17 protein-coding genes and 2 pseudogenes are annotated in these 23,164 nt (G+C 41.8%); 12 read left to right on the forward strand and 7 right to left on the reverse strand.

All coding sequences use genetic code 11. The features are described from left to right. Positions 1-136 precede the first annotated feature (136 nt). The gene (locus WDM69_RS04430; RefSeq protein ID WP_338755788.1) at positions 137-448 is read left to right on the forward strand and encodes a helix-turn-helix transcriptional regulator; all 312 of its coding nucleotides are present in this window, start codon (positions 137-139) and stop codon (positions 446-448) included. A 339-nt stretch (positions 449-787) separates the two neighbouring features. Here the strand turns inward: WDM69_RS04430 and WDM69_RS04435 are convergent, their stop codons facing one another. Continuing rightward, positions 788-1,648: a hypothetical protein gene (locus WDM69_RS04435; RefSeq protein WP_338755789.1), complete on the reverse strand. Its 861-nt coding sequence runs from the start codon at positions 1,646-1,648 to the stop codon at positions 788-790. Between the two features lie 278 nt (positions 1,649-1,926). On the opposite strand from WDM69_RS04435, the gene WDM69_RS04440 reads away from it, so the two are divergent. The 6 genes and pseudogenes from WDM69_RS04440 to WDM69_RS04465 form a co-directional block, all read left to right on the forward strand. Beyond that, entirely contained in the window at positions 1,927-3,189 is a 1,263-nt protein-coding gene (locus WDM69_RS04440; protein WP_078306562.1) for an NRAMP family divalent metal transporter, read from the forward strand. Between the two features lie 19 nt (positions 3,190-3,208). Continuing rightward, a pseudogene (locus tag WDM69_RS04445) lies at positions 3,209-3,416 on the forward strand (hypothetical protein); the annotation flags it as partial. A gap of 155 nt (positions 3,417-3,571) precedes the next feature. Beyond that, positions 3,572-4,288, forward strand: coding sequence for a DarT1-associated NADAR antitoxin family protein (locus WDM69_RS04450; RefSeq protein ID WP_078306563.1), 717 nt, complete (start codon positions 3,572-3,574; stop codon positions 4,286-4,288). 35 nt (positions 4,289-4,323) lie between these two features. After that, entirely contained in the window at positions 4,324-4,494 is a 171-nt protein-coding gene (locus WDM69_RS04455; RefSeq protein ID WP_064602424.1) for a hypothetical protein, read from the forward strand. Further along, entirely contained in the window at positions 4,494-4,859 is a 366-nt protein-coding gene (locus tag WDM69_RS04460) for a type II toxin-antitoxin system death-on-curing family toxin (protein WP_078306564.1), read from the forward strand. Before WDM69_RS04455 ends, WDM69_RS04460 begins: the two co-directional genes overlap by 1 nt. A 19-nt stretch (positions 4,860-4,878) precedes the next feature. Next, positions 4,879-5,150 (forward strand): annotated as a pseudogene (locus WDM69_RS04465) (PrpF domain-containing protein); the annotation flags it as partial. Positions 5,151-5,228: 78 nt separating this feature from the next. Here the strand turns inward: WDM69_RS04465 and argG are convergent. Continuing rightward, positions 5,229-6,578, reverse strand: a complete 1,350-nt coding sequence (gene argG, locus WDM69_RS04470; protein ID WP_338755790.1) for an argininosuccinate synthase — start codon at positions 6,576-6,578, stop codon at positions 5,229-5,231. A gap of 222 nt (positions 6,579-6,800) precedes the next feature. Between argG and WDM69_RS04475 the strand changes: the two genes are divergently transcribed. Next, entirely contained in the window at positions 6,801-7,208 is a 408-nt protein-coding gene (locus WDM69_RS04475) for a hypothetical protein (protein WP_078306566.1), read from the forward strand. A 33-nt stretch (positions 7,209-7,241) separates the two neighbouring features. Here WDM69_RS04475 and thiD read toward each other — a convergent pair whose 3' ends face one another. From thiD to WDM69_RS04490, 3 genes are all read right to left on the reverse strand, one after another. Continuing rightward, entirely contained in the window at positions 7,242-8,081 is an 840-nt protein-coding gene (gene thiD, locus WDM69_RS04480) for a bifunctional hydroxymethylpyrimidine kinase/phosphomethylpyrimidine kinase (RefSeq protein WP_338755791.1), read from the reverse strand. A gap of 88 nt (positions 8,082-8,169) precedes the next feature. Next, positions 8,170-13,134, reverse strand: a complete 4,965-nt coding sequence (locus WDM69_RS04485; protein ID WP_338755792.1) for a translocation/assembly module TamB domain-containing protein — start codon at positions 13,132-13,134, stop codon at positions 8,170-8,172. A gap of 152 nt (positions 13,135-13,286) precedes the next feature. Further along, a complete protein-coding gene (locus WDM69_RS04490; protein ID WP_338755793.1) occupies positions 13,287-16,472 on the reverse strand; it encodes an autotransporter assembly complex protein TamA in 3,186 nt (1,061 codons plus the stop codon). Between the two features lie 204 nt (positions 16,473-16,676). Between WDM69_RS04490 and WDM69_RS04495 the strand changes: the two genes are divergently transcribed. The 3 genes from WDM69_RS04495 (at position 16,677) to WDM69_RS04505 (ending at position 20,118) form a co-directional block, all read left to right on the forward strand. Then, a complete protein-coding gene (locus WDM69_RS04495; protein ID WP_338755794.1) occupies positions 16,677-18,008 on the forward strand; it encodes an MFS transporter in 1,332 nt (443 codons plus the stop codon). 46 nt (positions 18,009-18,054) lie between these two features. Further along, on the forward strand, positions 18,055-18,729 hold the full coding sequence (gene coq7, locus WDM69_RS04500; protein WP_078306570.1) for a 2-polyprenyl-3-methyl-6-methoxy-1,4-benzoquinone monooxygenase: 675 nt from the start codon (positions 18,055-18,057) through the stop codon (positions 18,727-18,729). Positions 18,730-19,290: 561 nt separating this feature from the next. Further along, complete coding sequence (locus tag WDM69_RS04505; RefSeq protein ID WP_338755795.1) at positions 19,291-20,118, forward strand: tetratricopeptide repeat protein; 828 nt, start codon at positions 19,291-19,293, stop codon at positions 20,116-20,118. 117 nt (positions 20,119-20,235) lie between these two features. Here the strand turns inward: WDM69_RS04505 and WDM69_RS04510 are convergent, their stop codons facing one another. Next, complete coding sequence (locus WDM69_RS04510; protein ID WP_338755796.1) at positions 20,236-21,537, reverse strand: hypothetical protein; 1,302 nt, start codon at positions 21,535-21,537, stop codon at positions 20,236-20,238. Between the two features lie 68 nt (positions 21,538-21,605). Beyond that, complete coding sequence (locus WDM69_RS04515) at positions 21,606-22,334, reverse strand: NAD-dependent epimerase/dehydratase family protein (protein WP_338755797.1); 729 nt, start codon at positions 22,332-22,334, stop codon at positions 21,606-21,608. Between the two features lie 362 nt (positions 22,335-22,696). On the opposite strand from WDM69_RS04515, the gene rpsT reads away from it, so the two are divergent. Next, positions 22,697-22,963, forward strand: coding sequence for a 30S ribosomal protein S20 (gene rpsT, locus WDM69_RS04520; RefSeq protein ID WP_078306574.1), 267 nt, complete (start codon positions 22,697-22,699; stop codon positions 22,961-22,963). The last annotated feature ends 201 nt before the right edge of the window (positions 22,964-23,164 follow it).

A 23,164-nucleotide genomic window follows, 5' to 3' on the forward strand; every position in this document is an offset into this window, starting at 1 on the left:
TAGAAGAAGATAAATCTAACTGAAATTACGATTTTTCGTAAATTTTACAAAAACACTATACAACGTCAAAACGTAAAAATCAAACAGAACATTACGAAAAAATGTAAATTTAATCTTATTTACACGGAAAATCTTCATGAACCAAATATCAACAAAATTGAATAAGTTGCTAGAAAAAAACAATTTAAGCGTAGCAGATATCTCAAGAGCGACAGGAATAAGAGGCTCAACACTCTATGACATAGCAAATGGAACAGCGAAAAGCCCAAGAATAGATACAATCATCAAGATATGCGATGTCTTAGACATAAGCGTAGATGAATTTCTAAAGGGTGAACAAGGAAGGTTAAAAAGCATTGAAAAAAGAATTGATAAGTTAGAATATAAAAAGAAATTAAAAGCACTAAATATGATTGAAGGTATAACATACGCAATAGAACATGAATAACTGTTCAATAATTGAACAAAAATCACCCAAAAAGGCGAATATTCGCTCATAAGTCCACCATTAAATATGGTGGACTTCATCACAGACAGACATCACAAAAGAATCAAAATATGATGGCTAAAAAGACAAAAGAAAAAAATAAAACCCACCGCCTAGCTGGCGTTGTGAGCAAATCGCACAACATGAAATTATGTTAAATTCGATACGGCAAACTTGCAGTTATGATTGTGCAAGTTTGCCGTGAGCAATCTTATTGATAACATAATAGACGTTGTGCGATTTACTCACTGTTCGGGTGTAAACTGCTGTTAAGTCAACGCATCGCATCAACATATCGTATCATTCAGATTTTTCACGCTTTTTACTTTTCTCTTCCACATAGATTTTATTTTTTGATTCTCTGACAAATTCATCATAACTGACATTACCACCACGTTTTTTTGCATCACCTAGAGTAACACCTTTTAAGGCATTGGCAATCTGTGATTGTGTTTCTTCACTCCGAGCGTCAGCTTCAGCGTCAATCTCGGCATCAGTCTCTATTTGAGCGGTGGCAGTATCTGGTTGTAAATCAGCTTTGACTTCAGCGTTATCGGTGTTGTCGGTGTCTTGTGTTGTGTTTTCATCAGATACGGTTGATACCTCATTTGGTTGCTGTTCACTTTGCTGTGGTGCTGGCTCTATTTTTTCGTCGTTGTTCCAAATGAATTTACTAGCAATCACAAAAGCCAGCAGAAGAACAATCAAAACAATGATGCCAAAGATAATAAATTGCCCTTTTGTGGCAAGGAGCTGCTGTAATGTGTCTTTATTGTATTTGGTAGTTGCTTTCTGAGTGTTTTGAGTGGTTGGCATTGCTGAGTGATGCCCTTTTTTGGTTTTTGGTTGTTTTTTGCCAAATGATGGCAAGACAAATCCTTTTTTTACGTTGGCTTGGGGCTCATTTTCTGAGTTAGGTTGACTGGGCGCTTGCGTCTGTGTCATTTGCTCTGATGGTTTGGTAGGGCTTTTTTTGCCACGCAATTTATCCAATAAACCGTTGCCTGTTTTTTTTGTGGTTGATTTTTGGGCATTTGCTTTTGGTTGATTGCCTTTTTTTGCGGTCAGCTGAGTGAATAAGTTTGGCTTTTTTTGCTTAGGTTGCTTAGGTTGCTTAGGTTGCTTAGGTTGTGCAGTTTTTTTGTTGAGTGGGTTTTTCATCGTGATGGTTTTCCGTTTTTTGTGATGTTGTCTGTCTGTAAAATCTGTCAATGATGGTCATTATAACCAAGTTATGCGTCAAATAACATGCTGTCGAGTGTTTGTTTCGCTAAGAGATGATAAAGCAGTCAAGCCTTGCTAAAAAATTGCTCAATATTGGTCAAAGAATATTCATTAGGTCAATTTATTATTTGATGGTAAGGTACGGTAACATGATATTAACAAATGGCAATATCAATAAGCTGTCATAAATTGTCACATTTAGGAACGGAACACTCATGACCACTCAAGTAAAAAGCCATTCTCTTGGCAGGATTAGTAAGATTAATTGGAAGGTCTTTGGCCCTGGAATTTTGATGGCATCGGCTGCCATTGGTGCATCGCATTTGGTGTCATCAACCCAAGCGGGGGCATTATTCGGCTGGCAACTTGCCATTGTCATTATTTTGGCCAATGTGCTGAAGTATCCTTTTTTTCGTTTTGGCATCGATTATGTGTATGACACAGGCGACAGTCTGATTGCAGGTTATGCCAAAAAATCCAAAGTCTATCTTTGGGTGTATTTTATTTTATCAGTCATCTCCTCCATCATCACTTTAGCGGCGGTTGGGCTAATGTCAGCGGTGATTTTAACCTTTATGTTTCCAAGTTTGGGGCTAACGCCTTTAACAGCGTCGGTCGTTGTGATGGTGGTTTCTTGGGTGTTGTTGATTGCTGGGCGTTACAATGTGTTAGATGGCATAACCAAAATCATCATTTTGGCGTTGGCGATAACCACGGTTGCGGCGGTGTTTATCGCAGCAGGCAAACCCACCGTCATGGCGGCGGATTTTGTTGAGCCTAGCCCTTGGAATCTGGCAAGTTTGAGCTTTATTGTGGTGGTGGTCGGCTGGATGCCTGCGCCGCTTGAATTTTCTGTGATTACTTCTATGTGGACGGCTAAAAAAATCCAAACTGACCACACCACCCACGAACAAGGACGATTGGATTTTAATGTGGGTTTTGCCACATCAACCATCTTAGCGGTGCTTTTTTTGGCGTTGGGTGTGTATGTTCAGTACGGTTCAGGGCAAGAGATTCAAACCGCTGGCAGTGCTTATGTTGGGCAATTGATTGACATGTACACCGCCACCATTGGTGAATGGTCACGGTTGTTGGTGGCATTTATTGCGTTTATGTGTATGTTTAGCACCACTCTCACCTCAGGTGATGGTTATGGGCGCGCCAATGCTGAATGCTGGCGATTGATAAAGGGTGAGCATGAAATCAGCCGTGGTCAGTTGATATTTTGGATATCGTGGGCGGTGTTTGGTGGGTTTATTGTCATTGCTTTTTTTACAGGTCAGCTTGGTAATATGCTCAAATTTGCCATGAGTTCTGCGTTTGTGTCTGCGCCTGTTTTTGCGTGGCTAAACTACTCTTTGGTACGCTCAGAACAAAAGCTGTCATCTGGCATTCAAGCGTTGTCAATCATCGGTTTTATGTTTTTGCTTGGATTTGCTTTGTTATATGTTGCCAATACCATGGGCGTTTTTGGCTAGCAACAAGCAAATAAACTAAGACTGGGCAGCCAAAGGCGTGCGATTGGCTGGCGTGGAAGCCATTGTTACCGAAGGGTTTGAACGCATTCACAGAACCAATCTTGTGGGCATGGGTGTGTTGCCATTGTTAATTTGGCGAAAATCGTCATACGCTCAAATTGGACGGTACGGAAATTTATGGCGTAAAAGGCGACATTAGTCCCCATTGTGAATTAACGCTCACCATTATTATTGAACCAAAATATATAAGAGGTTGTGTATTTTCTGAACAAGAGTATGTTGATAAATATAAGAAGGCTTACCCAAATTTAAAATTCATATCAAACTCTAATAGTCAAGGTTTATTTGGCAAAAGAGAGTGGACTACAATAGGTTACTAACTATGGCTAAGAGACCAACTTATATCCCAAGTAAAGATGAAAATAAATTAGTTCAAGTTGAAATGATAGATTTTATTTATCATTCAGGTTTTGCTATTAGCCAAAAGCAAAAATCTATTAAATCTTTACATCAATCTATAAACGAAAGATTTGGCTTTGATAATATTTTAGAAATATCTAGTAAATCAGAAAATGAGCTAGGTGTAGCATTAAGTGCTTTTAACTTAATGATTACAACAAAAATTAAAGGTAGAACTTTTAGTGTAGAAAGTGCTTTTCAGAGTAGTAAAGTTTTTGAAGGTGGTATTCAATATCTTGATTTACTAGACAAGCCATCAAGAGAAGCTAAAAAAGACCCTAGACTTAAAAGTTCTGGCAATATAATTAGTTTTAACTTTTACAATCAATTGTGGCAAACCACACCTTTAACCGCTTTTTATGATTGGTTGTATGTAAATGCTTTGAAAAATAAAAAAAATAAACCTGAATATCACGATAAATTACTAAAATATCAAGCATTTACAGATATTGAATTTAATCCCGAAAAGTCTATTAACTGTCAAGCCCAATCTGTTGCATTGTTTTGTTCCTTGTGTGAAAAAGGGATATTGGAACAAGCAACATTATCACAAGAAAATTTTTTAGCATTGTACCAAGATTATCAAATAGATAACTCTTATAAGAAGTTAAAAGATAATTCACAAGGGGCTTTATTGTAATAACATCATAGTTTTGATAACCAAAGGAAACTCCAATGACCCATAAACTTTCAAAATATGGTATTAGCCCAATCCCACGCCCAAAAATCCTTGCCACCAAAAAACTGGATTTAACAGGCGAACAAGGGCAACAAATCATCAAATCCGAAACCAAACTTGTATTACGCACGCATAAAGAAACCTTTAAACGCTTGGCGGATATGTAATGGGCATTATTTGTTTTCCCTTTGAGCGAGTGATTGAAATTGAAAAAGGTATGAAAGGGCAAGCAGATATTGGTAAATTACAAGGAGAATTAGCCAGAATTGATAATGCGATTTTATATGACGGATTAAATGATGTTTTTGAAATTGCCAGTAAATATACCAATAGCATTGCAATGGCTCACGCATTATCCGATGTCAATAAACGCACAGGTTTGGCGGTTGCCTTAGAATGTTTATCACTCAATGATTATGAAATTACCATTGACCATATTTTAATGGCAGACGCAATGCGTGATTTGGTACTTGGCGAATTAAATGAAAGTGAATTTGCCGATATTCTTTATCATAAATATATAAACAGTTAAAACGATACAAGGAGTTTTTATGCAAACCCCAATCCCTGCCACTTATATGCGTGGTGGTACTTCCAAAGGGACATTTTTTAAACTTTAGTGACCTAACCGAGCGTTGCCAAGTGGCAGGGCAAGCATGAGGCCAGTTTTTTTGCGTGTCGTTGGCAGTCCTGACCCTTATGGCAAACAGATTAATGGTCTGGGTAATGGCTAATCTGGCACATCCAAAGTGGTGATTGTGTCAAGATTCTATGAGCCTACCATGATGTCAATTACCTATTTGGGCAAGTGGCAATTGATAAACCATGGTGGGTGATGTGTATGTGCCTGCTGATGCCAGTACCCAGTAATTAAACAGATGACACATCTTTTAGCTTGATTTTACATATCATCAGATAAATTTTCTAAATGTGGCACAGACACCCCCTGCCCTGTGGTAAGTAACCCAACGCCTGCATAGATGCCAAGCTTATCTCTGGTGTCTGTGATGTCTAAATTACGCATGGTCAGCTGGCCAATACGGTCAACAGCACTAAAGCTTGAATCCCCTTTTTCCATGGTCAAGCGTTCGGGGTGATAAGTTAAGTTATCTGAAGCGGTGTTTAAAATGCTGTAATCATTGCCACGGCGTAGCTCAAGCGTGACTTCACCTGTGATGGCTTTGGCAACCCAGCGTTGAGCGGTTTCACGCAACATAAGTGCTTGTGAATCAAACCAACGCCCTTGATAAAGCAAGCGACCCAAACGCAAGCCATTAATACGGTACTGCTCAATGGTGTCTTCATTGTGAATGCCTGTCAGCAGTCGTTCATAAGCGATGTGCAACAGTGCCATACCGGGGGCTTCATAAATACCACGAGATTTGGCTTCAATGATGCGGTTTTCGATTTGGTCAGTCATGCCAAGCCCATGACGACCACCAATCTCATTCGCCTTTAACATCAAATCAACAGGGCTATGAAATCTCTGATTATTTAATGCCACAGGCATGCCCTGCTCAAAACGCACAGTAACAGTCTCTTTGTCAATGTGAATCGCATTGTCCCAAAATGCCACCCCCATGATTGGCTCAACAATGTGCATGCTGGCATCTAAAAACTCCAAATCTTTGGCTTCATGCGTTGCACCAAGCATGTTAGAATCCGTTGAATAGGCTTTTTCAGCAGACATTTTATAATCATAACCATTGTCAATCAAAAACTGACTCATCTCAGTCCGACCACCCAACTCATCAATGAATGTTTGGTCAAGCCAAGGTTTATAGATTTTTAGATTTGGGTTGGTCAATAACCCATAGCGATAAAATCGCTCAATGTCATTGCCTTTATAGGTTGAACCATCGCCCCAAATATGAACATCATCTTCTTTCATGGCAGTAACCAACATCGTCCCTGTCACCGCACGACCCAATGGCGTGGTGTTAAAATAAGGCATGCCACCTGTTCTGATATGAAACGCCCCACACTGAATGGCAGCAATGCCTTCTAACGCCAGCTGGGTACGACAATCAATCAACCTTGCTTTGACCGCACCGTATTGATTGGCTTTTTTGGGAATGGCGGTATAATCAGGTTCATCAGGTTGCCCTAAATTGGCGGTGTAAGCATAAGGCAGTGCCTCTTTTTGCTTCATCCACAAAATGGCAGCAGATGTGTCAAGTCCCCCTGAAAAAGCGATGCCGACTTTTTCGCCAACAGGAATGGATTTTAAAATGGTTGCTGTGTTTAACATGGCTTATCCTTAGGTTTGTCCTTAAATTTTTAACATTTTTCACACCAATAATCTGTAACACCAATAACATATTTTTTATAAAAATATGTTAGCATTTATTTGCAATCATATTTGTCATCATAACACAAAGACAGTCACAAAAAGATGGTAGCACAATGTTGATGACGAAGTGATGTTGATGACGAAGTGATGATAACACAATACAAGGATAACAGACCACTCATGCCAGCCTTAACCGATACTCATCAATTACAACAAAAAACACTTGCCATGCTGTTGGCGGTTCCACAAGTCATGGCAAACCGATTATGGATAATTGCCAGCACTGACCCAACCAATCAGAACAGCACCAAACAACAACACGATGAGATTCATGCCATGATAGCGGAAAAACAGTTGGCATTCATGCAGTCCTTGAGTGACATCACCACGCAATTATATCGCTCACAGATGGTGTTGGGGCTTGCCATGCTTGGAAACTGGCAAAACTTAATGATGGGCAATCAGCAGACTTATGTTCAGATGAACCAAAAGATTGAAACAGAAACACTTAAAATCTTAGATAAAGGCATCAATCCTTATGTTCAAGCGGTTCAAGACAATCAGCGTCGTTTGGTTTTTTCTAAATAAGTCATTTTTAATAAGTGGCTTAGTTAAGCTGATTTAAAAAAAATGATGAACAGGTCCTTGTCCTTTGCCCACATTTAGCTCATCGGCATGGCGTAAGGCATCGGTCAGATAATTTTTGGCAGACTGACAAGCGTCATTCATTGACATTCCCTTTGCCAAATAAGTGGCAATGGCCGCCGATAATGTACAGCCTGTGCCATGCGTGTTGTGTGTGGCAATACGCTGGCTAAAAAACCATTGCTGATGATGTTCAGACACAAGCACATCACACGCCTGCTCATCTGCCAACCCTGTTGATGATAAATGCCCACCTTTTAAATACACAGGCACAGTAAACTGCTTGGCTTGCCTTTGCATGGCATCAAGGTTATCTGCTTGTGCTTGCCCCAATAAATCGCCAGCTTCTGGCAAGTTTGGCGTTACCAACGACACCAACGGCATCAGCTCTTCTTTTAATGCCTTAATCGCAGTATCTACCAATAATCTATCACCACTTTTAGCGACCATCACAGGGTCTAATACGATGACAAAAGTGCGTTGCTGTTGTTGATATTTCTGTTGATAATGGCGTAATTTTTTTGCCACCGCACAGATGATGTCCGAATCACCCAGCATGCCAATTTTGACCGCATCTACTTGCACATCGTCAAATACCGAATCTAATTGAGCTTCAATTAGGCTCACAGGCATCAGTTCCACTTGTTGCACGCCAGTGGTGTTTTGTGCAACCACAGCAGTGATGATACTCATGGCATAGCCACCACATGCACTGATGGTCTTAATGTCCGCTTGCACCCCTGCCCCACCTGTTGGATCAGTGCCTGCGATGCTCAGTACATTAGGCACATCAGATGTATTAGGCTGATTGCTCATGTTATCCACTTTTTATCTCCTTAACCATTTGGTTTGGGCATGGCGTTTGTTAAGTTTGTTAAAATGGTAAGTTTGTTAAAATGGTTGGCTAAAACTGCCAGCCATACACCACATCAACGAATTTTTCCAGTGATGATGTGGCTTCCACATACACTCGTTTGGTCAACTGATAACGGACAGACAAGGTACTTTGGGCATTGAATACGCCAACCCCATAACGGATATATAGGTCTGGGGTGATGTAACCTGTGACATTGACATTGGTGTCATCTTGCGTGCCTGCCGCATTGACGGTTAGGCTTTGTAACCCAAATGCCCGTCCCAATTCATTGGTAAATTGGCGTGTGCCGTGCAATCCATAGCTCAAACCAGCAGCAGCGATGTTATTGGTAACTTCTGAGCGAAAACCCTGTTCGCTGATTTGCGTGGCTGACGAATTCTCTATCCGCCCTGTCACCAACGCATTCATGGCTTGCTGTTCGCTCAATCCTGCATCATTAAAGACAATGATATTAGGATTACTGGCATCACCTTTCACTCGTAAGCCCACGGTACTTGCGTTGATTTCTTTGACCGCTTCAATGCTCAATGTGGGACGGCGAATATCACCATCAAAACGTACTTGAGCATAATTTAAGTCCAAACTTTGTCCAAAGGCATCAACATTGGTGCGTCTGGCAACCTGTATCATGCCCTTAGCGGTCATGATGCCTTGTCCGTGTTGATGTACCGTCAATGCGCCTGCCAATGGCAACACCGCCCCAAACCCTCTAAAGGTTACATGATGACCTAAGTCGACACCAATATCTGCGTTGATGTCCCAAGGTTTGGTAACGGCCAAAACCTGCTCAATGTTGCCAACAGCACGGCGGTCAAGCACAATCACGTCTGCCGATTTACCAATGATGTCTTCATTGGCTTCAGGCGGGCGAATGGTGGCACTAGGAACGGTGATGACCCCTTTGATGGAGATGTATTTATCACTTGGACGCACAATCATCTCAATATCTGGGTTGATGCGTGCAGATAAAATGGGTGGCTGTACCACAGAAAGCTGAGCACCTTGTACCCCAAGCTTGGCAATCAGCTGATTTCGCCAATCAATCGTGCCTGTGATTGAGCCTTGCCCTTCACCACTCATAAATCTGCCTTTGATATCAGCGTTTGTGCCTTGAATGTCAGCGGTGGCATTAATATTTTGCAAATCCACTGGCATGTCAAGCATGCTTACCCTACCGTGTCGAACAGCCACCTTGCCATCAAACTTAGGCGTGCTTAGTGTGCCTGACAGCTGCCCATTGGCAGTTGCTTGCCCTTCTAACACTCGCATGCCTGGAAAAAACGGCTTAAATAGTGCCAAGTTAAGTTTATCAACCACCAAATTGCCTTGAATGGGTTTGTCTTGGGCAGTTGGGTTAATCAGCACATTCACATAGCCATTGCCTCGTTGTCCATTATTTAGGTCAGCTCTTAGCTTTAGCCCATTGGCTTGACTGATTAACCGCAGTGATACCCGGTCATAAGGAATGTCAATGTTACCTGTGCCATCTTGAACCATGCCAATTTTGCCATTTTGTGAATAGATGGCAGCATCGATGACAGGATTTTGACCTTGTTGCCATGATAACTTTGCTGTGCCATGTACTTTGGCACGCCAACGGATATCTTTTGGCATCGCCAAGGCAAACAGCTTGGTGTCTATGTTATCAATCAGTAGGTTAACGTTACCTGAATTTTTATTGACATTCAACGGTTGGTTTAAGCAAAACTGACCTGCTTTATCATTGGTCTGCCAGCAGTGAGCTGCCATTTTTAGCGATTGGTTATCAACATCTAGCACTGTTTGCGTGGGTTGTTGTTGTTTTAATACCGTGCCTTGGCTGGCAAGCTCACCTTGAGCCATCACCCCTTGCCAACGCATGGTTTGGGTATCATACTCTCCTGTCAGTAAACCAGAAAACCGACTGTCATCTTTTTTGGCTTTAACTTGGGCGGTGTGTTTTGCCATTGTGCCATTAAACACCAAATAAAGCTGATTGATTTGTTGATTGGCGGTTTCTAAATCCACCGCTTGCACGGTTAGCTGACTGGGGCTGTTACCCAAATCCACCAGTTTGCCTTTGACATGACCGCTTGCCAACAGCAAGTTAGGCAACGCCAAACGTTTGGCAAGAACATCAACATATAACGTTGGTAGACGACTGTTTTCGGTCTGTAGCATGCTCATGCCACCAGAAATTTCACCGTTTAACCGTGAGTTTAATTGGTCAAGGTTGGTGATGTTGACTTTGGCTTGCAGTTGTTGCTTATCACCTGAGACAGTCAGATAATTATCCGCCCAACGTATGACCAGATTATCTGCCTGTAAAGCATCAATCATGTCATTGACTTGGTTGTATTGACTGTTTGTGTCAGCTGATTTTAGGCGATTGAGATGGCCTTTAATGTCTTTGGGCAACTGCATTTGTACGTTAATTGCCCCTTGTGCCTTAAAGGGTTGACCTTTGAGTTGCCCAGAGACATTCATGTCTTGAATTTGGATACGCTGGGCATTGGTCTGCCAACTGCCTGTGCTGTCTAAATGTCCACTAAGACGGCTGGGCATGTCTTTGACAAAATAACCCAAATTAAAGTTGTTCATCTCTGCATTGACTTGCCAGTGATAACCTTGACGCATGTCAAGTGTTCCCTTGGCATCTAACTTACCTGCATCACCATCATGATACAATCGGTTGATGTCGATGACTTGGGCATTACCTTTGATGTCAACCAACAAATTACCTGCTGGCAATTTATCGGTATCAACTTGCCCTGCAAATTTGGCGGTAAAATCACCCAACTGCCCTGTTTCTGCTTCGGTTTTACCCTTTATCCAACTGCCTTGTGAATTAAGCTTGCCTGTGATGATGGTAGGATTATCGGTGATAAAATAGCCTGTATTCAAATCTTGTAGCTTGGCATCAATGTCCCAGCTTAGGCGACTGCCCCCTAATTGAACTCGCCCTGTGCCATCTAAATGACCTGCTTTGCCTTGATACGTCAGCTGATTAATACGAATGTCATTGGCAGTGCCACGGGCTTGCAAGAGAATACGTCCCTTTGGCACATCAGTCGTACCAAGCTCACCGTCAAAATCGGCGGTAAATGCAGTCAGCTCACCATCTGCCAAGCGTATGTTGGCAACGCCTGTGCCACCAATGTTGATTTGTCGGTTATCTTGGCTGGCATCAAGCAAGGCACTTAAATCACTATTTTGTATGCTGATGTGATGTTGCTGATTACCATGATTATCCACCACCAGATTACCACTGGCATGGATAACACCTGTCAGCTTATCGATTGGTAAATTGTCTTGATAACGGTTAGGATACAAACCCTCGGTGCTGGCATGAATTTGCCAGTTTAAGGGTTTGCCACGATTGGCAAGGTTAATTTGCCCATTCCCTGACAGCTGACCCACCACGCCTTGATAGTCAACCTGTGATAAGTCAATACGGCTACCCATTTTATGGACATTGACAACATAATTGCCTTTAGGAGCAACGTTTAACTCGTTGATTTGAGCATTGGCCTGCACATCTAAACGTTGTCCTTGCATCTTAACTTTTACGTTGCCGTGGTCGCTGTCGATGTTGCCAATATCTGGCAGATTTTGCCGTTTAAGCTGTCGCCAGCTGGCATCTATCAGTAAAGGCTGTTGGTTATTACTTTTATCTTCGACTTTTATGATGTTGGCTTGCACATATTCGCCATCACGCTGGTTTAGAACCATGTCCGTTTCAAGATTGCCTTGAGCGTTTTGCGTCAGCAAATGAAAGTGCAACGTGCCATCTAATTTTTGTGGCAAATAAGCTTGGTACTCTTGATACTCAGGTGATAATGACTGACGTAACGCATAATCATCTGAGTTGACAGTCGCCTTGATGTCCACCGCATCTGACCAGTCAATCAAACCATCAGCATGTAGACGACCATGTGGCGTATCTGCGATGAGTTGTTTTATGTCTAATAAGCTGTTATTAACATCAACTTTGGCTCGCCCCTGATAGTGTCCAGTGGGAATGTCCTGACCAGACAGCTGAGTGTTAATCCGCAAATCAATGTCTGATGTGATGCCAGAAGCGATGACCAGCCCATCTTGCAAGATGATGTTTTGTTCATTGGCATACGGCAGATGAAGCTTTTCATAACGCAACTTTGCCCAAAATGGTGCATTGCTGTCCATCGGTTGTGCCAAAAATTCACCCTGAACGTCTGCATGATTATATTGGCTTTTAACCGTGCCATGTAATCGTTTAAGACTGCCCTGAGCGGTGATTTGTAGGGCATCGACATACGCCTTATCCAACGCATTGACATGCACCACCGCTGACAAATCCAGTGGATAAGTGCCTTTTAAATCCATGTCGCCAGTTAGGTCATGGACGCTAAGCATGTCATGATAATATAGCTGCCCTTTACCCAACTTAAGCTGAGTTCCAATCCACGTCAAATCATTGACCGCCACATCAGTAACATGTATGGGGTCTTTGCTTGCTTGATTGTAGGTAATGCGGTTAATATCAGCGGCATCAAAACGCAGATTGATTGGCAGTTGTAAGGTTTTATAATCAAAAGGTTCGTCAGTTGGTGGTTGGCGATTGGTAATGACCAAATGATGAATACTGGCTTCACGCAGATGCACTTGTCTAGAAAACACCGCCCGCCAGCCAATCTTAACAAACACCTTATCTACCCCAATGTGAATGTCTTGGTTGGCATCGATGTCGATGTCAGTAATCCAAATCCCATCTTTTAGGTTGCCCCGACCGTATTTAAAGCCAATGCCCGTCTGTTGAGCAATTTTATTCAATAAATACTCAGTTCCCTGCTCTGTGCCAGCAGCGTAAAAAAATGCCACCAACACCGCCGTAAAAAACAAACACACAAACAAAAACAGCTTGATTAAAAAGCCAAGCGGAGTCCAGCGTTTAACCGCCTTAGATTGATGCTTGGCTGGGCTACTGGTCTGAGAATCACCGCCTTTAGGGTCAGTTGAATTGGGCTGTGCCATAGATAGATAATCATCAACAAATAAAAAAACGGACAAACTATAACATATTTAAACAAGCATCTGCCATTTTTTGCGATGTGTCGCAATGACAAGCCAACGACAACGACATAACAACGATAAGAATGATGCCCAACCACGATAAACCAATACAGTCATCGCAATGGTGAGCCAATAAAAAAATGCAAACGAATGGGTGGGTCATTTTCACTCACGCCAGCGGCCAAATCCACCCGAACAGGACCAACTGGTGATGCCCAACGAATGCCAAACCCAGCCCCCACTTTGGTATCGGTGGTGAAATGAGCATCATAAGCATTGCCAACGTCAGTAAATACCGCACCACGAAACCCGGGGGAAAATTCATAGTTATACTCAAAGCTGGCCACTGCCAATACTTGTCCACCATACAGATAATCAAACTCTAATGGTGATAAGCTGTTATAATCATAACCACGAATACTTTGATCACCCCCAGCAAAAAATCTTAGCTTATAAGGCACTTCAAAAAAATCTTTTGCCCAAATATAGCCACCATCTAAGCCACCGATGACTTGATGTTTCAAGCCCTCACCAAAACCATACACCCCACTCACACCAGCTTTGGCGATGATCATGTTGGTATCGGTCAGCAGCGACTTTGCCCCACCTTCAACAGAATAATACTGCCGCACCCCAAAATTTGGGTTGATGGGGTCATCAGCTTCAGTTTTGCTTAAGCCATAACCAAATAGCAACGCTTGCTGGGTATCATTACCAGCAGCAAAGCGAATGGGTAAATTGCGATAAAAAGACGCATCGATATCAGAGCTAAGGTTGTCATATCGATAGCGGATAGAATAGGTTCTATTCCAACCTGAATCTTTAATGACATTGCGTGACAGTCCTGCCAAGATGGATTTTGACTGCAGACTAAACGAGCCAAACCCTTGGTCAATCAGCTCTTCTTCGTACTTGACATTTGCCTTAATGGTATCATCAAGTGGGTGCTTCCATGGTCGGCTGACATAGGCACTGACATTTTTATTAATTTTGGATAATGACGTTTGAACACCTGCTTGATAGCCATCTCGATTCACCAGATTGTAATCCAAGCGACCTGTCAATCGCATGCCTGAGTCTGTGCCATAACCAAAACCAACCTGAGCATCTCTGGGCTTATCACTTTGCACATACACATAAACAGGCACTTTTTTACTGTCATAAACCTGCTCAGGGGTGATTTTATTGGCAAGCACAGGACGTTCAACATGTTCAGACCGATTATCAGGCAATGGGTCAAGCTTGCCTGCAATGTCGCTGATTTTATCACTGATTTTACCAAGTAAAGTGGTGCTTTGTGTGTCATCTTCCAATAACACCCTATCATCTGGCTGATTGTATAACTGCTGTGCCTTTTGCTCAATGGCAAACAGTTTATTTTCGATGTCAGTGTCAATTTCAAATTCAATGGGGGCAATGTTTTCCAAGCCATCTAAGTTATCTGAGTTACCATTATCTGGGGCATCATTATCCAAGTTATCATGATTTAAACCATCTAAATTTAAATTGTCATCATCTGTAGTCGTCTCCGATGGCATGCCAGCCTGTACACCACGTTGTGGCAACACTGTCTCCACATTAACCGTATTAAAATAGCGGGTGGCAGATAAATCATTGCTAAACTTGGTTATCGCTGGTGCATGATAATTTTCCCCTGTTTTAAAGGTAAGCAACTGTTGTAATAATTCTGGTTTCACAGGCAATTTATTGGGGTCAGTGGTCAGCTTTTGGCTGTCTTTATCATAAGTAAAAAAAACCACATCGCCAAAGTCGTATTGCTGTCCTGCATCATATAGCAAGGCAATGTCAGCGGTGTTATCAGGCAACACAATATCAACAGAATGACTTAGCCAGCTGGCATCAAAATAACCAAAACGACTTCCCATCTGAGAAATTGCCTGTTTACTGGCTTCATAAATACCATGATTGAATACCTCGCCTTGTAATGGCGGCAAATAATCTTGCATGGCAGTTAAAGGCTCTTTACCACTGCCATCAATGTTACGTACTTCGACCACTCGTTTATCAACGATGACAGGTTCACCCACTGAGTCGATGATGACATCGATGCTGTTGCTGTCAGTCTGCACAAATTGCATCTGCACGTCATAATAGCCAACCGCTTCGGCAGCACTTTTGGCGGTTTCTCTGATTTTGGGTAATGCTGCTTTAAAATCAGCAACCGATTCGACAAACAAATCTTCTAATGATGCCTTGATGTTTTTGGCAGGTTGGCTATTGGTATCAACTTTAACCAATCGGTCATTATCAGGGTTGCCATCATTGGCGGGCACTTTTAGATAAATATTGGCATCTAGCTTAGGTAACGGCAAATAACCATCTGAAAACAGATTGGCATATAAGCGTTTAAAGACATTTATTGTTGGTGTTGTTTGATTTGGTGCGTTTGTGGGGGGCTGTTGCTCAATTTGCTCAGTGTGAGCTTGGATTTGCTCAAAGCCAAATTGTCCTAAAGAAGTTTGTACGTCTTGTTGGTTTTGCTCAACAACATCATTAATCTGTTGAGCCGTTTCAGAGAGTTTATTGGTTGATGTGTCTTCTTTTATCAGTTGAACATTGGGTGTTGTATTATCAAGTTTGGCAACTGGCACTGACTTAGGCGAACTAAGCAAACCTTGTGTATAAGTCGCCACTTGCTGAGCATGTTGTTCAAGCTCTTGAATGCTTTGCATGTGATACTGCTGAGCTTGAGCGTGTTTGACAGCTTGTTGTAAGTTCTGCCAACTGCTGGCTTGCGGTAAACCATCGGCTGGCAGGTCGTTGCTTAAATCATCGTCTTGCCCATACTTATTGTCGTTGTCATTATCACCCTTATCATCAACGTTGATGAGTTGCCCTTGATTGGTTTTACTGTTCACGTCATTATTATGAGCATTCACGTCATCATGACTGACGGTTTGAGTGCTTTGCAACGATTTTAATGTGTTTTTGCGATAGTCTTCGAGTACTTTTTCATCAATGATACCTGCTTCAACCGCTTGTTTTAGCCTGAGTGCTGTTAAAGTTTCATCAACGTGAGCATCATCTAACAATGGCTTTTGTTGTCCATCATTTTGGGTGAATAACTGGTTAAATTCTACCATTTTTTGTTCAAAATTTGCTGATTGTGCCACATCGATGACTGCCACGGCAGAGATTGGCATGACTGCCAATAGCACAAAAGGCACACTAACACCCACATACCGTAACTGCCTTGATGATTGCCCTGTTGTGTAAGTGGGTAAAAGGCGTGAAAGTCGTTGATAATTCATGATTAAATAAAGTGGGTGTTTGGTCATGGCATCAGTCATATCGTTTAGAGGTCTTGGTATTTAAGCATCAGTGTTTTAAGCATAAAACGTCTGCATTCTAACAGGTATCATCATGATAACATAGCCAAAAAGCCACCTTTATGCTACCTTGAGCATCAGGTTACTTGGCTTTATTCATGTTATTCATTTGGTTTTTTGTGTCGTCATTGGTTTGATTCAGTAGGGGCAACCATGTCCAGTCAATTTGCATTATTTTCCAAAAAACGCTTTACGTCCATGTTCATTACCCAGTTTATGGGAGCATTTAATGATAATTTGTTTAAGCAGGCCCTGCTGTTGGTGTTGACCTACAATGTCGCAAGCCAAATGGGCATGGAAATCAGCACCTTAAACAATATGGCAGCGATGTTGTTTATTTTACCCTATTTTTTATTTTCTGCGCTGGCAGGACAGTTGGCGGATAAATACGAAAAGTCCAAATTGACGGTAAACATTAAAATTTTAGAAATTGTCATCATGGTGATTGCTGTTTTTGGTTTTTTTATGCAGCTGTATTGGTTGTTGTTTGTGGCGTTGTTTTTATTAGGCACACAATCAACGTTTTTTGGTCCAATTAAATACGCCTATTTGCCCCAAGTCATGCACGAAGATGAGCTGGTGGGGGCAAATGGTTTGTTCCAAATGGGAACATCATTATCAATACTGCTTGGCATGATTGTGGCAGGGGTTTTAACCCAATTAACCAATGCTTATGTGTGGATATGCACCACCGTGGTGCTGGTGGCAATCGTGGGGTTGATGGGAGCTAAAAACATTCCTCACACACCTGCCACTCAGCCCAATTTAACAGTGAATTGGAACATCATCACCACCAGCTGGCAGACCATTCAATTTTTATATGGTTTTCCGCTGTTGTTTTTTATCATTTTGGGCAACAGTTGGTTTTGGTTTTATGGGGCAACCTTTTTAACGCAAGTGCCAGAGTTTAGTAAAACGATTTTGCATGGCAATGAAGTGGTGGTTATTTTTATGTTGGGGTTGTTTTCGGTTGGGGTGTCGATTGGGTCATTACTTTGTAAGCAATTCACCAAAAACCAAGTGAGCTTAAAGTTGTTGCCGTTTGGCATTGCAGGCTTGAGTGTGTTTGCCATTAATTTGTTTTTTTCATTAAGGGGCATTGGCGACATTCAGATTTCTGCTGATAAGTTACTTGGCATCACTGAGCTTTTGGCGGTTGATGGCAGCGTGCGAGTATTTATGGATTTATTTTTTTTGGGCTTTAGTGGGGGCATTTATATTGTGCCGTTATACGCCTATATGCAGGCTTATGCCCCCAAAAGTCATCGGGCTCGTGTGATTGGGGCGAATAATATTTTTAACGCCATTTTTATGGTAACGTCAGCCATTGTTGCCATCATGGCCTTATCAGTGCTGTCGTTAAGTCTGCCCCAGTTGTTTTTGATAACAGGTGTGTTAAACTTGATTTTTGGTGGGTTTTTATACCTAAAACTCCACAAACACGCTGGTAGCATGAACATTCAAACCACAGACGATGTGTTTTAAATCGATGTGATTTTAGTGATTTTAAGTGATTTTAAAGGGGGGCGTTATGACAGCCAATCATGGCACAACTTCACCAAAACCTAAGCGTCAGTTAAATGGACATGACCGACTGATACAAAAATTTGACCAGTCGCTAAGAGCCATCATTCCCCATAGCAATTTGCACACCAGAGCCTTGCCTGTCAGTGATGACATCTTACCTAAGCTTAGTAACCAAGAGTCCCGCCATGTGGCAGGATTGATGCGTATTAATCATACTGGTGAAGTATGCGCTCAAGGGCTATATCATGGACAAGCCTTTAGTGCCAAAAATGATGCGGTCAGGTCTGCCATGAACCATGCTGCCCAAGAAGAAGTTGACCACTTGGTTTGGTGTGAAACTCGCCTAGACGAGCTTGGCAGTCATTCTAGCGTGTTCACACCTATTTGGTATGGGCTTTCGTTTGGCCTAGGGGCAGTGGCAGGATTCATCTCCAATGAATTTAGTTTGGGATTTGTGGCAGAGACAGAAGCTCAAGTCAGCGAACATTTACAAGAGCATGTGGCACAACTGCCCATTGATGACCACCGCAGCCGCCAAATTTTACAACAGATGGATAAAGAAGAATTGGAGCATCGGCACATGGCGTTAGAAAATGGGGGCAGTCAGCTGTCTTTACCTGTCCGCATCACCATGCGTTGGCTGGCAAATCGCATGAAGCAAGTGGCGTATCATTTTTAATGTCATAGACACTAAATAAAAACAATGCTAAATTATACCCATATTTCAAAAAATTAGCCGTTGCTCGTATTCATGAAAAAGTACGCAACCAGCGTTTAGACTGACACCATATAAACATAAACACCATAAATTCACCCATAAACTGATTTGCGAAAACCAAGCCACCAGTCATGCACTTGAAGATTTAGGTGTAAAAAACATGGTAAAGAACCATAAAAAGCACAAGCATTAGCTGATGTGGCAGGACTTGCTACTGTGTAAAGAGTTCCCTCATGCCGATACTATTCAGCGATGGTGGCATGACGAAAGGTAGCAACTCAATCTAAATTGAGGTTGTTATGGGTCGCAAAGATTCCCCCATCATAACCGCTAGGTTTGGTGGTGGGAGTATGTCAAATTCAGAGCCTTAAATCAAGAGCATTTAACTTAAGAGAATGAACACAGTAATGAATACAGTTTTGTAACAGCTTAACAATGGAAAACCCACTCATTTTTGTGTTTAATGGGAGGCTTGTTTTCATTTGGACATTTATTTTATCTTGATAATAGGACAACTTTTTTATGCCCTTTTTAGTTTTTAACTTGACATCTCATAAAATCAATGCGTTGATAACGGCTTCTGCTTTATCATTGTTGGTGTCCATAACCCCCATAACCGCCAGCCATGCCAACGCACAAACCATACAAATGTTAGGCACGCCCCTTAACCCCAGCACATTGCCCAACATTCCCACACCATCTGTTAGCGTCTCTGATTTGGCTTTTATTCCCACAGTATTGATAAACCAAAGCACCACGGGTAATGCTCAAATTGACGTGTCGCTGTTAGATGAATTTTTGGCAGACATTGAGCCAAACGTTCGCCACTATCCCCCCAATTTCCCCAACCGCTCACAACAATACCATACCAGTCAAACCATTAAAGCTTATGCCACATGGATTGCTCAATTTGCTGATGCTCCCAATGCGTCTTATGATGTGTTGATGCGTGCAGCCAAACTTAACGGAATGGCTCGCAACTTAGACATGGGGTCAGATTATGCCGTTGCTGCCAGTAATTACGTGGCAAAAGCGATTAAACTTAAACCCAATGATGTCGATGCCAATCTACTTTATGGTATTTTGTTGTCAGAAGGTGGGGCATATAAACAAGGCAAAAAATACTTAGACATCGCCGCCAATCAAGGATCGGTGGAAGCTGAACAGACCATGGCACAAGCAGAAATCATGGCAGATAATGTGTCAGCTGGTTTACAGCGTCTACATCGCCTACAAAAAAAACACCCCAATAATGCCCAAATCGCTCAACAGATTGCCATTGTTGATGCGGGCAAATTCCGCATTTGGGACCTCCCTGCTCCAGACATCAATGTCAAACCAATTAATTGATTTTAAAAAATTGACTTTTTAATCACTGGGGTTGCATAAGAAACGTCAGTCTATAAAAAACATCGCATGACATTAAGCCCATTTTTTATGAACATGAACATGTCTATCATAAAAAGATTAGGACAAAGTTTGTCTTATCCGCTGTTGCCGCTTTTCATTTAATGCCTTGCCAATGGCTTGTCCGCTTAAATTTGGCTCAATGTCATTCATGCCCACCGCACAAAATGCGTTAATGGCATGTTGCATTTGTACCATCATTTGTGCTTGTTTCATCAATGTCAGCACATCATATATTTGTTGCCAAGTTTTAGCGTCCTTATTGGCTTTGGTGGTGTTGATAAATTCGGTCATTATCTGAGCTTGATTGGATAACTTTGCGTTTGTATTGACATTTGATGAATCTGTCATGGCAACAGAATGTAGAGTGTGCATCAGCAGTTTGTCCATCATAAGGGCATTTTTAGCCGTCAGTTGAGCAAATTTGCTGATTTTTTTGGGGATTGTGATGCTTTTATCCAACTTTTGGATCATCATTTGCCACGCATCGACATCAACATCTGTATTGTGGTTAAAAGATTGATTTTGTTGTGTCTGCAATCGGCTGTTATCATACGTTTTGCCATGTGTTTTCTCGTCATAGCTTTTTGCCATCATCGCTGTGAACACCGCCCAACGCTGTGATAAATTCAAGCACCTATCAGCACACAACCGTAAAGCAACTGCCAACAACCCATCATCGCTCAAATCAACCAATGTGGGGAATATGCCAGAAAAAATCACTTGCATGGCATTGGTGTGTTGTAACAACTGCCAGTAAGCATGGGGATAATCTTGCATCATCGCACGGCTGGTCTCTTGCCACACTCTCTCACGGGTAAGGCCGTTTAATTCGCCTGATGCCACCATGGCACAAATTAACATTAAAGTGCTGTCATCTACGTCAAAGCCCATGCCTTTATAACGCCCATAGAAGCGTGCCACTCGCAACACTCGCAACGGATCTTCAGCAAATGCGTCAGACACATGCTTAAGGCGACGTGCTTGCAAATCTTGCTTTCCACCATAAGGATCAATGATTGTGCCGTCAATCGGAGTTAAGTCATCAAGCCCATGTAGCTGTATTGCCATGGCATTGATGGTCAAATCTCGTCTTAATAAATCCTCTGCCAACGTCACGCTAGGACGACTGTCCACCTCAAAACCCAAATAACCCATGCCTTGTTTACGTTCGGTGCGGGCAAGGGCAAATTCTGCTTTACTCTGTGGATGCAAAAACACAGGAAAATCTGCCCCAACGGGTAAATAACCCAAGTCCAACATCTGCTGAACGTTTGCACCAACAAGCACATAATCTTGGTCTTGATTGTCAAGACCAAGCAGAGCATCACGCACTGCCCCACCAACCAAATACACTTGCATGGATTTGCCCTAACCTAAAAACACGGGTTTAAAAACATGGGTTTAAATGCCTCCTGCATTTAAACCCATCAATTTAAATAGGTCATCATCAGCATTTGCTGATTATTGATGACAGTTATTGAACCATTGGTTTGTGCATTATCACCATTACCATTTTGGTTTTGATGTCTGTGTTTTGACAAGCGTTGATGCGATTGATGTGCCGTAATCGCCATGGCAGCTGCCACTCGACCTGCTGAAATGGGACGTACGGCAAGGTTTTGTGGCACAAGTGGCGACACCATTTTAAACAATCCTTGACTGACGGCCTCCAATGGACGACCCTTATGCTTACCAAGTAACAGTGCTGGGCGAAACACATAAACACATTCAAACCCAAGCTGTTTAATGGCATCTTCCAGCTCACCTTTGACTTTATTATAAAAAAAACGACTGTCTTTATCTGCTCCCATGGATGACAGCAAAAAAAATTGTGCCACCCCTTTTTGTTGGCATAGTTTGGCAAAAGTCAGATTGATGTCATAATCTATCGCCCAAAAAGCATCACGACTGCCTGCCTGTTTTTTGGTAGTACCAAGACAACTAAAGGCATCAGTATTGCCATCAACATTCAAACTGGCAAACAACTCTGACAAATGATCAAAGTTGGCAAGCTGATAAAAATGTGTGGTTGGGGTCATTTTTTTGGGAGGCGTACGAGCAATGACAATCACCGTCTGATATAAAGCAATCAGCTGATCAACCAACTTAGCACCGACCAGTCCTGTTGCTCCGATGATAATGGCTTTTTTTTGCATGACAAAAAAGATTCACTATAATTAATTCACTATGAATGATTAAAGCTGTTGAATGACTAAAACCGTTAGAGATTATTGTATCGCATATTTGATGGCTTTGAAATGAAAACGTTTAAAATGTGTCAACCTTAAAAATAAAAACAAGATGGCTGTCTTGTTGATGGGTATAAAATTTGTTATAATCACCCACTTTGATTGTTGCTGGTGTTTGATTTGATGTTAAATTATTCCCAATCAAACCAATATCACGACAATCTTGGCAAATGACCACTTTGTTTATCATTGCTGTTTTAGCAATCGCATCATTTTTATTTTGCCATCTATTTTTAGATGCTCACATTCATTCTTTAAAGGAGACGCTCGTGGCAAACTCTGCACAAGCTCGTAAACGTGCCCGTCAAAATACCAAACGTCGTCAGCATACTGCATCACAACGCTCTATGGTGCGTACATACATCAAGCGTGTCAATGCTGCCATTGACAATAAAGACCATGCAGCGGCGACAGAAGCTTTTAATAAAGCAGTGCCTGTCATCGACCGCATGGCAGATAAAGGCATTATTCACAAAAATAAAGCCGCTCGTCATAAGAGTCGCTTGAATAAAGCGGTTAAAGCATTGGCATCGTAAGCTTAATTTTTTGATGTATGACAAAAAGGCTGACTTTGAGTTAGCCTTTTTATTGTGGCGATTTTATTTTGGTTTCGTTTTTTCTGATGGTAAATTTGAGTTTGGTTATATTAAAAATTGCTTAGGCTATTTTTATGTTATTTTTGGTATTTTTAGTATGACAATACACTTACACTTTTCATCAGTCATCAGCCACTGACA

Source organism: Lwoffella lincolnii, from assembly GCF_037201985.1.
GTDB classification, from domain to species: Bacteria; Pseudomonadota; Gammaproteobacteria; order Pseudomonadales; family Moraxellaceae; genus Psychrobacter; species Psychrobacter lincolnii.